12 protein-coding genes are annotated in these 14,237 nt (G+C 57.6%); 3 read left to right on the top strand and 9 right to left on the bottom strand.

Going from position 1 to position 14,237, the window contains the following annotated elements:
• Positions 1-38: 38 nt before the first annotated feature.
• The 3 genes from GSQ77_RS05080 (at position 39) to GSQ77_RS05070 (ending at position 2,736) form a co-directional block, all read left to right on the top strand.
• Entirely contained in the window at positions 39-1,241 is a 1,203-nt protein-coding gene (locus tag GSQ77_RS05080) for a Fic family protein (protein ID WP_158899710.1), read from the top strand.
• A gap of 147 nt (positions 1,242-1,388) precedes the next feature.
• Entirely contained in the window at positions 1,389-2,162 is a 774-nt protein-coding gene (locus tag GSQ77_RS05075) for a YkgJ family cysteine cluster protein (protein ID WP_158899708.1), read from the top strand.
• 97 nt (positions 2,163-2,259) lie between these two features.
• The gene (locus GSQ77_RS05070) at positions 2,260-2,736 is read left to right on the top strand and encodes a MarR family winged helix-turn-helix transcriptional regulator (protein WP_158899706.1); all 477 of its coding nucleotides are present in this window, start codon (positions 2,260-2,262) and stop codon (positions 2,734-2,736) included.
• Between the two features lie 41 nt (positions 2,737-2,777).
• Here GSQ77_RS05070 and GSQ77_RS05065 read toward each other — a convergent pair whose 3' ends face one another.
• From GSQ77_RS05065 to GSQ77_RS05030, 9 genes are all read right to left on the bottom strand, one after another.
• Complete coding sequence (locus tag GSQ77_RS05065; RefSeq protein ID WP_158899704.1) at positions 2,778-4,337, bottom strand: DHA2 family efflux MFS transporter permease subunit; 1,560 nt, start codon at positions 4,335-4,337, stop codon at positions 2,778-2,780.
• Positions 4,334-5,539: an efflux RND transporter periplasmic adaptor subunit gene (locus tag GSQ77_RS05060; protein WP_158899702.1), complete on the bottom strand. Its 1,206-nt coding sequence runs from the start codon at positions 5,537-5,539 to the stop codon at positions 4,334-4,336. Before GSQ77_RS05060 ends, GSQ77_RS05065 begins: the two co-directional genes overlap by 4 nt.
• A complete protein-coding gene (locus GSQ77_RS05055; RefSeq protein WP_158899700.1) occupies positions 5,536-6,972 on the bottom strand; it encodes an efflux transporter outer membrane subunit in 1,437 nt (478 codons plus the stop codon). Before GSQ77_RS05055 ends, GSQ77_RS05060 begins: the two co-directional genes overlap by 4 nt.
• A gap of 381 nt (positions 6,973-7,353) precedes the next feature.
• Positions 7,354-8,286: a cache domain-containing protein gene (locus tag GSQ77_RS05050; protein WP_216854855.1), complete on the bottom strand. Its 933-nt coding sequence runs from the start codon at positions 8,284-8,286 to the stop codon at positions 7,354-7,356.
• A 100-nt stretch (positions 8,287-8,386) separates the two neighbouring features.
• Entirely contained in the window at positions 8,387-10,054 is a 1,668-nt protein-coding gene (locus tag GSQ77_RS05045) for an NRAMP family divalent metal transporter (RefSeq protein ID WP_158899696.1), read from the bottom strand.
• 117 nt (positions 10,055-10,171) lie between these two features.
• Positions 10,172-10,312 carry a hypothetical protein gene (locus GSQ77_RS29165; protein WP_174246391.1) on the bottom strand — a complete coding sequence of 47 codons (141 nt, stop codon included), beginning with the start codon at positions 10,310-10,312 and terminating at the stop codon, positions 10,172-10,174.
• Positions 10,313-10,926: 614 nt separating this feature from the next.
• Positions 10,927-12,171: an MFS transporter gene (locus GSQ77_RS05040; protein WP_158899694.1), complete on the bottom strand. Its 1,245-nt coding sequence runs from the start codon at positions 12,169-12,171 to the stop codon at positions 10,927-10,929.
• Between the two features lie 422 nt (positions 12,172-12,593).
• On the bottom strand, positions 12,594-13,244 hold the full coding sequence (locus GSQ77_RS05035; protein ID WP_158899692.1) for a hypothetical protein: 651 nt from the start codon (positions 13,242-13,244) through the stop codon (positions 12,594-12,596).
• Positions 13,241-14,203: a hypothetical protein gene (locus GSQ77_RS05030; protein ID WP_216854854.1), complete on the bottom strand. Its 963-nt coding sequence runs from the start codon at positions 14,201-14,203 to the stop codon at positions 13,241-13,243. Before GSQ77_RS05030 ends, GSQ77_RS05035 begins: the two co-directional genes overlap by 4 nt.
• Between the last annotated feature and the right edge of the window lie 34 nt (positions 14,204-14,237).

Below are 14,237 nucleotides of genomic sequence, written 5' to 3'. Positions count from 1 at the left end.
AAAAAACATTTAACCCTACATTAAGCCTAAACGCCTCCATGACAACAACCGCTTCGTTCGAGCCGCTATTTCCCGAAGATCGCGTGCTTGAACCGCTGCTCGAACGCGCGGCTGAACTGGTCAGTTCATCGCAAAAACTGTTTGCTGTGCAGGAAACGCCGCTTGCGCAGGCGCTGACACCGCAGTTACGGGCGATGAATTCGTATTACACGAACAAGATCGAAGGTCAGCACACCACGCCCGCCAAGATCGAGGCAGCCCTTAAGCGAGATTACTCAGCCGACGTCGCCGAGCGTAAGAAACAATACCTCGCCATCGCGCACATCAAGATGGAATGCGAGCTTGAGCAAACGTGGGGGGTGCTCCCGGTGACCGCCCTGTTCGAGCCGGCGCGAATTTCGAGCCTTCATGAACAATTTTTTTCTTATCTGTCTCCCGACGACCGGTTCACCAGCGAAGGCGAACCCATCGTGCCGGGCGAGATTCGCACCGTCGATGTCACGGTCGGGCGCCATCACGCGCCAGAGCCCGAGATGATTCAACCGTTGTTGGATGCATGGGCCACGCGATACGCGCGCATCAAGCCTAAGGAGTACCAGTTGATCGGCATCGCTTGCTCGCACCATAGGCTGGCCTGGATTCACCCATTCGTGGACGGAAACGGCAGAGTGGCACGCTTGCATTCGCATCTCGCATTGCATGCCGCCGGTTTGACCCAAGGTTTATGGTCGCCGCTTCGTGGCCTAGCTAGGGAACACGAGCGCTATTACGCAACGCTAAGCGCAGCAGACCAACGGCGACGCAACGATCTGGACGGCCGGGGCAATCTCTCTCAGGAGGGACTGGTGCAGTTTTGCACGTTCTTCCTCGACTGCTGTCTAGATCAGGTCAACTTCATGGTCCGCGTGACTGCGTTCGAGGGTTTTGCCGATCGCTTGCGGGATCTTTTGCGCTACTTGGATTCGAATCCGTGGACAATCGGCTCCGAGAAATCTGTCATCAAACCGGAAGAAGCCGCACTGGCGATGGAATTCGTGGCGCTGCGGCGTGCCGTCTCGCGCGCGGAGTTCGTCCAGATGCTAGGTGTTAGCGAAGTAGCAGCACGCCGGATTACACGCTCTCTACTTGACTTCGGCTTGTTGCACTCGTCCTCGCATCGAGGTGAGCTTTCTCTCGGGTTACCGCTGAAAAGCCTTAGGTTGCTGTTTCCGCGCCTCTGGCCTGAAGTCGACCAGGAGTGAAGCACAGCAAGTGGGTACGGCTGTACGGGTTGAACTGGCAATATTAAATTTTCCTCGATAGTGTAATGGGAGGCGCGGACAGAACGACTAAGCACGGTAAGCCGCCGGCAAAAATTCTGCTCAAGGCCGAACCTGGAAAGCCTATCCGTGAATATCAATTTCGAATGCACGACTTGCGGCAAATGCTGCCACGACTTGCGCCTGCCTCTCTGCGTGGATGAAGCCCTCACCTGGCTGGATCGCGGCGGCGACGTTCAAATCATCTGCGAGGCAGTGCCTTGGCCGGAAGAACCGCCGTCCGAGGATCTGCAGGCTGCGGCCAAACATCGGCGCTCATTTCCCGCCATAAGCGGTACATTGCCTACACGCATCATGGTGATATTGGCTGGCGTGTTCACGGGGGCATGCCCCAATCTCCAGCCCGATATGCGCTGCGGTATCTACGAGGAACGGCCGCTCGTTTGCCGAATCTACCCGGCTGAAATAAGTCCGTTTATCGAATTGGTACCGACGCGAAAAGCCTGTCCGCCGGAAGCCTGGACTACGGCTAGAGCTCCTTTAATGCGGGAAGGAAAACTGGTTGATAGCGCGATAGCGAGTATCGCGCAACGATTCCGGGTTGTCGATGAGGCAGACGTCAAAACAAAGCAATGGCTGTGCTCCTATCTTCAAATCGATGCGGCGGCATGGTCCAACGAAGGCTACGTTCTATATTCTCCGGAGCGAAAACTCCTACGGATGATGTTGCAACAAGCCAAGCGGGCAAGCGAGCCACCGCCTCCTTCCACGAATTGGCGTTACGTCTCGAATCGCCGCTCTACGGTGGAGATGTTTCTATCGGTGGATGCCGATAGCGTATTGGCGGAAGAAATAGCCTCTGAGTCATTTGAGTATTTAGGGTTATTCGGGGCGACATCCTGACTTTTGTCTCCCCAGGTGGGGGCTAAACTGAAGATAACTTATCAGGCAGTTTCTTCTGATAAAGTATCTTCAACAATAGGTAATACAAGATTCTGATATGGCGAAACTGACAACCGAAGATCTAACAAGCGAGCGCTCACCCGGGCGGCTCTTGCGTCGCATCCACAAATTGCTGGTAACACGCGTGGATTCGCTCTTCGATGACGAACAGTTGAGCATCACCCAGTGGACCGCGTTAAAGCTGATCCGTGACGGCTTGGTCACGACTGCAGGAGAGTTGGCCCGGTCGCTTGGCATCGCGACGGGCGCCACGACTCGACTGATCGATAGCCTCGAAGAGATCGGTTACATAAAGCGTGACCTGGGTTCTTCCGATCGGCGAGTGGTCCGTCTGGTGCTCACGAAATCCGGAGAGGCAAAGCACGCGGAAAGGGTGCCGGTCATGGTCGCGAGTTGGAATGAGATTCTTGCCGACTTCAAAAAACAGGAAGCAGAGCAATTAATCCATCTTCTTACGAAGCTCCATGACTCCATGGAACGCGTTGTCGCGGCAAGCAGCCGCGAGGATGAATAAGGCACCGATTGATATCACAGCGTTTCCGGTACCATCCGGCACTAATCCGCTGCCGCAACGTGCTTCGCCGGCGCAGGCCTGCGGGTGAGCCAGACCACTAGCACCATCGCCATCGCCAGCCAGCCGCTGGCGTAGAAGATGTCCATCGACGACAACATGTAAGCCTGATTGATCGTCTGTCGCATAATGGTTCCAGCAGCCTGCAAGGGATCCATGCCTTGAGCCTGAAGTTGCTCGGTGGCTTGCCGGTAGATAGGCGAGAAGCTGGTGCTTGATTCGACCAGCCTGCTCTGATGCAAGGCCTCGCGCCGATCCCAAAACGTCGTGATCAGCGATGCGGCAAAGCCCCCCGACGTGATGCGGACAAAGTTCGAGATGCCGGTCGCAGACGGGACGCGCTCAGGCGGTATTCCGTCGAGCATGATATTCAGAAGCGGCACAAAGAACATACTCAGGGCAAAGCCTTGCAGGAACAGGGGCATGGCGAGCGTCCAGAAAGGGGCATCAGGCGTGTAGTGAGAACGCAAGAAGAAGCCTGCCGCGTACGCTACGAAGGAGCCGGTTGCCATCCAGCGCGGATCCACCTTCATCCGCCCAACCGGCGTCGTCATCAACACTGCTACCAGACCGCTCGGAGCCGCAACGCACCCTGCCCACGTTGCCGTATATCCCATCTGCTGCTGCAGCCAAAGTGGCAGCAACACATTGTTGGAGAACATCAACGCATAGCCCAGGCAAGTTGCCAGAACACCAAAGCAGAAATTGCGCCGCTTGAACAACGTCAAGTCCACCGCGGGTTTGCTCTCGGTGAGCTCCCAGATCACCCAGGCGACAAAGCCGAACGCGGCACAGATCGCGAGGACAACAATCAGCGTGTTGTTGAACCAGTCACGGTCTTTGCCCAGATCGAAGAATGTTTGCAGGCTGAACACCCAGAACACGAGCAGTCCCAAACCCACTTTATCGATGGGTAGCTTGCGCAACGGTGTCTCACGCTTCCCAAGGAATTTCCATGTGACCAGGCCGGACACCAATCCCACGGGCAAGTTGATCAAGAAGATCCATCCCCAGTGAAAATTGTCAGAGATGTATCCGCCTACGACTGGGCCGAGAACAGGAGCGGACATCGCTGTCATCGACCAGATGCCAAGCGCCGTTGCCCGCTTGTGCGGAGGAAAGATTGCAATCAGCAACGCCTGGCTGCCTGGAACCATCGGGCCCGACATCGCGCCCTGCAAAATACGGAACACAATCAGCGACGGCAGACTCCAGGCGATACCGCAAAGGAACGATGCGAGAGTGAACGCGAGTACCGCCGCGGTGAAAGTCCTGACAACGCCAAAGCGCCCCATCAACCAACCCGTCAGCGGCACAGTGACGCCATTGGCGACAGCGAACGAGGTGATCACCCAGGTACCGCTATCGGTACTCACGCCAAGATTCCCGGCGATAGTCGGGAGCGATACGTTGGCGATGGTCGAGTCGAGAACCTGCATGAAACTGCCGAGTGCAAGTGCAACGGACGTCAAACCCAATGCAATGCCTGCGAGCGGCGCAAGTTGCCCGCCGGTGCCGGTGCCCAGGCTCGTGCCCGCACTCATGGTTTGCGCCCCGCGTTCTCCTCGATGATTTCGCGGATGCGGTCTTCGAGCTTCGGGCCGCCGTCGAGGCTTGCCATTTCGCCTCCAGCCGGCGGCGCACTGTTAGCCACAAAAGAGCCAGACCGATCTGCGGTTTCGACTTCCACGTCGACCGACAAGCCCACTCTCAGCGGCTTCTTTTCCAGCTCGGCGGGGTCAAGTGCAATTCTCACAGGCACACGTTGAACAATCTTGATCCAGTTGCCAGTCGCATTCTGCGGCGGCAACAGAGAGAAAGCATTGCCGCTGCCAGCGCCCAGGCCTGCAACATGACCATGGAACACGACCTTCCCGCCATAGACATCCGTAGTGATAGTGGCAGGCTGCCCCACACGAAGATCCTCAAGCTGAGTCTCGCGAAAATTTGCGTCGACCCATACGCTGTCCAGCGGCACCACCGCCATCAGTGGCGTACCCGCCGCGACCTTTTGACCCAACTGCACGGTGCGTTGCGCGACCTCCCCGGACAAAGGGGCCACGATCTGCATGTAGCTGGCGTCGATAGCCGCCCTTCGTACTTCGGCAATCGCGCTCAGCACTTGCGGGTTGGTTTCGATCGTCGTCCCGGACAACGTGCTGGTGGCCTGCGCTTGCCGCGCCCTTGCCAGCTTGAGTGCCGCGCGAGTCGTTGTCACTGCGTCGGCCGCATGGCTCAGGTCTTCACCTGAAATTGCGCCTGCCGCCGCTGCCGCCTTGCGCCTCGTGTAATCGTTCTCCGCCTTCGACAGGTCTGCTTCGGCCTGCACGATTTCAGCGCCCGTCTCGTCTACCTGCGCGGAATTGACGCGAACCGCACGAACGGCCCGCCCAAGCGCTGCCTCGGCCGCATCAAGTTGCACATTGGCCATGGCTGGGTCGAGTTCAATCAACGGTTGTCCGCGAAGCACACGCTGCGTGTTGTCGGCGTGGAGTGCGAGAACCGTACCCGCTTCACGCGCGGTCACCGCCACGATATTGCCGCCCACGTAGGCGTCGTCTGTCTCCTCGGAGGGCGGCGCAAACCAACGCGTGCCGAGATAAGCGATGGCTGCAATACCCGCAAAGACAGCGAGAGCCATGAACAGCCGCCGCCGGGTTCGAAGCCTGGTGCCGTCACCGGGCTGTTTGACGCCAGGTGCGAAGTTGGGTTGGGCCGTGCCGACCGCCAGCGTTTTTTCAGTCATTGTGATTTACCCGACGAGGAAGTCGTCGCGGTCGTAGGGTTAGAGATAAATCCGCCGCCAAGTGCAGCGATCAGTTGTACGCGCCGGCTCAACCCCTCTGCCTGCAAATTGACCCGTTCCTGTTCAGCTTCAAGAAGACGAAATCCGCTATCAATGGCGTCCAGTTTTGACCCGAGTCCCGTCGACGTGCGTACCGCGTCCAAACGTACGGTGTCGCGCAGCCCCGCCACGATCCGGTCCTGCTGAGCGAGGTCGGAATCGTTCGACCGGACTTTGGTCAATGCATCGGCTGATTCGCGCACGGCCCGAAGAACGGAGTCGTTGTAGTTCGCGACAGCGGCGTCGAGATCCGCGCTGGCGCGGCGATATTGCGCGCGCAACCTGCCGCCCTCGAAAATCGGCACATGTATGGCAACCCCACCGCCATACGTCGTGGCGCCTGCGCTCAAGAAGTTTCCGAAGCCGACCGACGCGAGTCCTGCTAGCGCCATAAGATCGACATCCGGCAAGAAATCCGCTCGCGCCACCTTCTCACCCGACACCGCCGCATCGATGCGTGCCTGGCCGGCTAGAAGATCCGGTCTTCGGCCGAGCAGGTCGGCGGGCAGCGTGTCAGGAACCCGAGGCCGTTTATTGAGCGCGAGGGTCGGCGCGCTGAGGGTTGGATAAAAATCGGCTCCGCGCCCAACTAGCGCTGCGAGCGCATGGATCAACAGATCCCGTTGCTCGGTCGCCCTCAACTCAGCCTGCTGCGCCTGTGCGAGCAAGGTTTCGGCGGTGCGTTCGTCGAACTCGCTGGCCAACGAATATCTGGCCTTGCTTCGTGTCAATGCCAGGGCATCCTCACGTGTTTTCACAAAGCCATGAGTGACCGTTATCAATTGTTGCGTTCTTGCCAGCCCGATATAAGTCTGCGCGATACTTGTGGAAATGATCAGCCGCGCTTCTGCGGCGTCCAACCCCGCCGCTTCGGCATCTGAACGGGCCATCGCCACGACCGCCCTCTGCCGGCCAAACAGATCGAGATCCCAATCGAGGTTGGACTGAACCGTCGGGACCCATCGCGTGGTGCCGGCGTAGGGTGGTGGGATTAGGCCCTCTCTACTAAAGCGCTGATCGAGGACCTGTCCATCCGCCGACACCTGAGGTAGTTCGGCGGCCCGCTGAACGCTGACTGTCGCGTCAGCCACACGTACCCTTGCCAGTGCCGCCTCAAGGTTCGGATTGCCCTTCATCCCTTCATCGATCAATCGGCCGAGTTGAGGATCGTCGAACGACTCCCACCAGCGCTCACCGATTGCGGCGCTCTGTGCGGCTAGACCCAGTTGATTGGCGCGGGACTGCACAACCTGCTGAGGGGCATCAGGCGCAGAAATACACGCGCTTAGCAGCAGCATGGCAAGCGCCGAAACCGCAACGGTCCTGGACTTCATGGTTTCCTCGATGCAATGATGCCGCGGTCAAGGCCGACGAAGGGCCTCTGAATTCGCGATTTGAGCAATGCATTGATACGCCGGAGAAGTCTTCCCGGAGAGCGCTCTCCGGTTACATCGTCGATAGAAAGGACGGCCATGCGACCTGGGGCTCCCGTTTGATCCATACGTGCACGGCAGCTCTTCCACCGTACATCTCCAAATGAAGATACTTAATTTGGAGCAAGTAATCAAGAGTTTTTCTCTATTTGGAGATTTTTGGGCGTTGATGAGCATTTCGGAACGATCTCTGCTCTATCGGTTATCGGAACCGTCTAAACGTTAGCGGGGCAACCAAAGCGTTGGTCGATTGGGTCAGGGAGATCGTTCAGCTAGCTGACTTCAGCCGAGATGCCGAACCGCCAGGTAGGCGGACACGGCAGCGACGACGAGCGACACTGCCAGGAAGATCAACGCAATTCGCACACAACGTTGTGTCCAATCTGCGAACACATCGGACGAGGACAGGCTCACCGTCACCACCATAGGGGCGCCAACGACACCCCATCGCGCCGTAATCGCGCCACGCGCCGCGCCAGGATCAATGACGCGTGCCAACCGAAGCGCAAATTGCTCGCCGAGCCGTTGCACAGCGCTGTCACTTATCGGCGAGCGGTCTTCGCGTTCCCGCGTTCGAAGTAGTTCGGTGCCGTCGCGCAGCGATACCTGCACCACAGTCCGATCGCCATTTTGAACATCTAGAATAAGCTCGGAGAAATCGTTGAGATTGACGGTCGCAATAACCACGCCATCGAATTTCCGATCGGTAGTCCATATGGATCGAGAAAACGTGACCAGTCGAGTAATCCGATCACCAGCGAGATATGGGTGCCCTATAAGCAGTTGGTTCGCTGCACTCCGCTCTCGCGCCACCAGAAATGCCTGACGCAAAGGAGGATCCCGTTTTTTCTCTGAGTCCAAAGAATGCGCGACCAGGGTACCGTTGGCGTCAAATACCGAAACGTTGCGAATATAGCGAGCAGCCGCTGCTCGCGAAAACAGCGCTTGGTCACGTAGCGCTGGCGACAGGCCCATCAAATCGGGTTGCTCGACGCCATCGACAACGGCTTCTATGGACAGGTCGATCAGATCCACATTGCGTGATATCTCGCGCTCCACCACCAGCGCCAAGCGATCCGCATCGTCGCGCGCATGCGAATCGATATCCTTGTGCTCGCCTGCAAGAAGAGCGAGCAAGGCAACCGCCAACAACAAGATAACGAGGAAGCCGATCGACAACGCTACGGCCGGGCCGAGCACTGAACGTTTCATCATTAGCCTCCCCGCTACAGGGTAGAACCATGCGAGCTTCCGACGGCCAGACCGTTCGAAAGCGGTCTCCGCACACAACACCGCCCACGGATAATTCTAAAGGCTAAGACAAGAACGCCACTTGCACAACCTTCACGACGACCAGACCCACAGCAACGATCAAATATCCTCGCAAGACCCCCATCCAAATGCGTTTTGTCAGGGTCAAGTTTGGCGCTGCCAATTGGTCGAGATGCGGCATCCGCCAGGAATCGCGGTCTTCCTTCGAATACTTCGGTTCCGCCGGTTCGCTGGCCTGTGCTACCTCGTTCACCGTGTCCTTGCGCGAGCGACGAATTACCGATGCCGCAACGTAGCCCACGACGGCGAATACGCTGCCACCAGCCAGCATCTCAAGCAAAGTCTCGCCGCTGATATCCGGGTAGATAACCGACGCCGTCAAAATAATGGACAGCATCACCAGAACCCAAACCACGGCCCCCGTAAACACATTGAGTTTCTTCGAGTTGACCCAGGGCCCCAACACAGCCTTGTCATTGCACAAGAGCAGCAGGAACACCGTGGCGCTCGGCAGCAATACGCCGGCGAGGGTTTGAACAGCCTCAGTCAGAAGCCCTAGCGGGCTGCCTGGAATCAACACCAACGCGGCAGCGGCTGCAATGATGGCGAAGTAGACGAGGTAGAAGCCCTTGGCATCGCCCACACCGCGATGCAGCGAATGGCGAATCTTGAAGACATCGCCTATGGCATACGCAGTCGACAGCGAGACCGCTGCCGCACCGATGATGCAGGCATCCAATAGCGCGATCGCAAAAATGACCGCAGAGGTATGTCCGACATACCTGCTCAGGCCGGCGATCACACCTCCTGCATCGGTGAAATTCCCAATTTCGGGCTTGCCGGCATACATCGCCGCACAGAAAGACATCATGGCGATGCCGCCGATCAACACAAATACGATACCAATCCAAAGATCGGCCTTTTCATATTTCATGAAGCGCGGTGTGATGCGCTTGTCGATGACATAGCTTTGTTGGAAGAACAGCTGCCATGGCGCGACAGTCGTACCGACAATACCGATGACCAGCAACATCACATCGCTGAGCTTGGAATTTGCAGGCCAGTTCGGAATGAAGAAGTCGCGCGACATTTGCGCTACCGGCGGATGAATCGATACCAATACCGGAATCAGCAGCAAGCTCAGCAAACATAACCCAACCGCAAAACGCTCGAACCGCCTGAAGCTGCCGGTACTGACTGCAGCCATCGTCAGAGCGGCCGCGATACATACGCCCAGAATTTTGGATATGCCGAAGAAATCGAGGACGAACGTGATCCCGATGAACTCCGTAACGATGGTCAGCGCATTGAGGATAAACAGATCGATCACGCTGAATGCGCCCCAGAACTTGCCGAAGCGCTCAAAGATAAGACGCGCGTGACCCACGCCCGTAACCGCGCCTAGACGCAATACCATTTCCTGATTGACGAAGAGCACCGGCACCAGAAGCAAGAGCGTCCACAGCAGCGTGGTGCCGTAGTTTTGCCCGGCTTGCGTGTAAGTCCCGAACGCGCCGGCGTCGTTGTCGCCCACCATGACGATGAGGCCGGGGCCGAGTATAGCCAGCAGGGTTCGTATGCGTGCCCACCAGTCGGTGCGAGGCGCCGTGTCGTGGTGTGCAATGGTGCCCAAGGCGCCGCGGATGTCCCCGACATGGGCATCATCGAGAACGGCGGAGCGGGGTGGTGAGATATTCGATGGCGTCGACATGTTCGTTTTCTCGTGAAGGCGGTATGTAATCGAACACGCGCCGACAGCATACGTAAAGGCAACCGCCATCCGAGGCTATGGTTTCCCTTGCGTATCGCCGCAGCACGCAAAAAAAAATCAGGAAACGAGCGCCTTCAGACGATTCCAAAACGCCGCAAGCCGATGCTCGCTAGTCCCATGCAGACGCAGCATCGCGTCGTAGTGGGTACGGGATTCTTGGACGTTGGGAAGGTGCGGCAGCAGCAGGCCGAAGTTCATGGCACTTCTCCGAGTATTAGGCTCGACGTGTGATTCACGGAAGCCAGCAGACCCGGAGCAATGCGCATGGCGCAGGTAGCCGCGACGGTCTACTCGCTTCCCTTGGATAAAGGCAAAGTGAGGCGGTGTAACGGGTAACTGTCACTGTCCGGCATGGAAGCTCCTTAAATTCGTTCTCGGCGAACGTGTTTATCCCTGCGCGTGCTCACGCCGCTCCGTTGAAGGAGGACGAGCGCGAGCGCACACATCACGAGCGGCGCTCGTGACTCGATGCCGTATGGACGTGCAAAAGCACAACGTCAATACGGCGAAAATGGGTGCACAGGAGGTATTGCTACGATGCGCACCGCTTGCCCGTTCGGCAAGACGGCGGCGAAGAAAAAAGCGCGGACGTCTTGCTTATCGGGCGGTAAAACCCTTCAAGGATCTACAACTACTGGTGTCCAAGGCGTCAGCCCCATTTGTGAGAACAGGCGAATTTTATGTACCGGCCGAGTCGAAAGTCAACCGAATATTTGCCGTAACCGAATTACTTTGATTACGGCGCAACACTCGGTTGTAGAAGTCCGATCTGAGCAGTGCTAATGGTCTAACCGTAGGCGCCGGATCGCGCGCTATTCGGGTCGGACCTGACTGGTGCCCGTATGGGCGAGGGTCTTTCCGACCGCACCGAAACCGGCGATTGCGGCCAGCCCCAGGAACGCGAGCGCGCTGCCGAACCAGAAATCGGCAGGGATGCCGACCCGGTCCACCACTGTGCCGCCCACCAGGGAACCGACTGCGATCGCTACCTGGATGATGCCGACGAACAAGGCCGAGCCCGCCTCGGGCAGATCAGGTGTCGCGAGTTGCACCCATACGCTAAGGCATAGCGGAATGGCGCCAAACGCGACGCCCCACAGCAGTACCGTAACCGTCACCGCAGATTCGGAATGCCGCAGCAGCGGCATCGTCAACAACGCGAACATGAGCAGCGATACTACGGTCCCCAGCGATGCTTTCAGATTGCGCGTGACGAGCGCAGAGAACGCGGCGTTGGAGACGAACCCGACGAAGCCGAAGCCGAGCAGCAACCACGTAATGCTTGAGACACTGAAGCTCGCGTTTTGCAGCAGGAACGGCGCGATGTAGGTGTAGGAAGAAAAGTGCGCGCCGAAGATCAGCGCGACCATCAGCAAACTTCTACGTGCATGGGCACGGCGCCATAGCGCGACGAGATCGGCGAATCGCAGAGCGGCCGTCGATGGTAGCGAAGGAACCAGCAATGCTTGCGCAGCCAATGCGACCGCGACCAATCCGCCGGTCACCATAAACGACGCGCGCCACGACGCCAAGCCCGAGATAAACGTGCCGAGCGGCACGCCGATCACCGTCGCGCACGTCACCCCGGTTAGTATCATCGCTGTTGCTCTCGCTGCGTCGTTGGGTCGCACCAGCCGTCCTGCCGCTGCCAGCGCTAATGTCCAGAAACCGCCCAAGCTCGCGCCGAGTATCGCGCGTCCCAGCAGCATGACCCCGAAGCTGGGGGCGAATGCCGATATCAGGTTGGACGCCAACAGCAAGACCGACAGTATCAGCAGGATATGGCGACGATCGATACGCCCTGCGCCCAGCATCAGGCCCGGAGCTGAAATTGCGGCGATGACACCGGGTACGGTCACCATCAAACCGGCAGTGCCGGGCGTGACGCCCAGATCGCGCGCAACTTGTGGCAACAGACCGACGGGCAAAAACTCCGTCGTGACAAACGCAAACGCGCCGAGCGTTACTGATCCCACCGCCAGCCACGCGCGCAAAGGAGACGAGTCGCCGCTTTCCGGGGTCGGGTCAACCGCCGGTTGATTCTTTTCCATCATCATGATGCTGCTTTCAGTCCAATATGCGCGATCGAGTGTTGGGATGGGTGATGCCGAGTCGTCCGAGGTTTCGGGAGCGCGCGCGTATCAAAGAAAAAGCCCTGTTTCCAGAGCGGTTTTCATTGAGAAGCAAGCGACGCGGTCTGACCGTTTCACCAAGTCGAATGATAGAAGACGCTCGTGACGATAACGTGCAAGCGTGCGCCTCTCTCAACCGGCCGCTCACCACGTCATCAATGTCATTTGTGCTGCCTGGCTAAGACACGTATCGATCGCTGAGTGCCTGGGCGCACGACACCATATCACCCCTGCGGATATCGTGCAGGCGGCTGAACCGTGCTTTGCCCATACCGCTGCCGCGACGAATGCGACGAATGCATAAAAATGGCAGCGGCGCTTCGCGGAGCGCCGCTGCCAATTGCAATTCATTGCTGTTCCGTCTCCGGGGTAAGCGGTTCACCCATGCTTACGTCGATGAGGTATACAGATTTCGCGCTAGGCTCGGGACGGCACTCCTCCCAGCATTTGAAATTGAAAATCATGCGATACCTTTCCGTAGCAGACAATCCGCGGCTCCCGCCCACACGTAATTCTTTAATCCCTTCCGGTGAGCGCGTATCGAACCAGTCCGGGGGACCGTCAGCCGAGGTTCTGATGGGTAGCCAGCCAGCCTTCTTGAAATCGGCCTGCAGCCGATTCAATAGGGCAATCGCTTCGTCAAACGGCAACGCGTCAAGCATCGGTGACGAAGTAATCGTTACAACTTTTCGATCTTCGTACCCAACCGCGCCAAACTTGGTAGGCGGAAGAGTAAAGCCATACTCGGGGTCGTTGAATACGATGACAACGGCCGGTTTCGATATCCAGGTCGAACCGCCGTAATACGGTTTTTCGCTGGGCGGAACGGAGTTCCTCTCGACCGGGTACGTCGATCCTTTTATGACGTCATCATAGGTTTCACCGATTCGTAGTGAGAGCGTGGTCGTTGGAACCAAGTAGTCGTGCTTTATCCATACCGCTGCCGCAACGGCTACCGCGATTCCAGCGACTGCATAAATATACCGAGGACGATTCATCGAAGGCTGGAGCCGGTCGCAATGATGATCATCGACTGTTCTATGTCCCTGCGCGCAGGTCCATTCACGAGCATGTCGAAGCGTTGGGCACCGTGCATGACGAACGCCATGCGCTGATCTGGGTCAGCGAGATCAGCGGTCAAGGTCCGCGGGAAAGTCTCTGTTCGGTCAGCAACAGGACTGCACTGCGCGGCCAGTGTAAGCTGGATTTCGGCTGCAACGCCAGTTGGTATGCCCGTCACCCATGCGGCCTGATTGCTCTTCAAGAGCAACCGCATGTCGGGTCGGTTGTACAAGACTTTTTGCAGAATATTCAACTGTTCGTGGCTGGCTAGACTATCGACGCTTCGCATTATCTTGCCTTCGTCGACTTGCTGGAAGCCTCTTAAAATTTCGTAAAACGGATAACCAAATGGCAAGATTTTCGGATCGACTGGCCATAGGACTTTATCTGCAATTTTCTGCCGATCATACTGACACGCCTCAAACCGTTGGATGCCATACCGCTTGTAAAACAAATGCAGCGGATAAATATCCAGGAATAGCGCTGTATTACCCAACGCCAACAAAGAAAGCATTTGCGAGGAGGACTTCGCCATCACCGCATAGCCATCACTAATGGTTGGGTCACCCATTGATGCACGCGAATAATCCTCTAATTCGTTGGCCTCCTGCTTAAGCTTCGCCGCATGTAGCATGCCGCAACCGACCTGCTTCGACGCGAAAGCGGCGAGCCCGGCCCACTGGAAGCGCTTATCTTCGAGCCAAAGTCGTGCATATGCGGCGTTGATTCGCGCATTGCGCGCATACGGGTCTGTAATCAACTCTCCCCTAGGTGCAACGATGGCTTCCGCTTCTTTTTGCAATTCCAACCACTTGTCTTCACAGGTATGGACGACAATTTCCTTCACTGTCTTGTCTGTAGTTGACGTCAGCGTGCGGGTGGCGACATAGAACATCTTTCCGCCGTGCTCGTTTTTGATGGTCTTTGGT

The sequence above is a fragment of the Burkholderia sp. L27(2015) genome, from assembly GCF_009765705.1.
In the GTDB taxonomy this organism is placed as follows: domain Bacteria; phylum Pseudomonadota; class Gammaproteobacteria; order Burkholderiales; family Burkholderiaceae; genus LMUX01.
The sequence above is the reverse complement of the archived record's forward strand: the minus strand, read 5'-3'. Positions and strand labels throughout refer to the sequence as shown.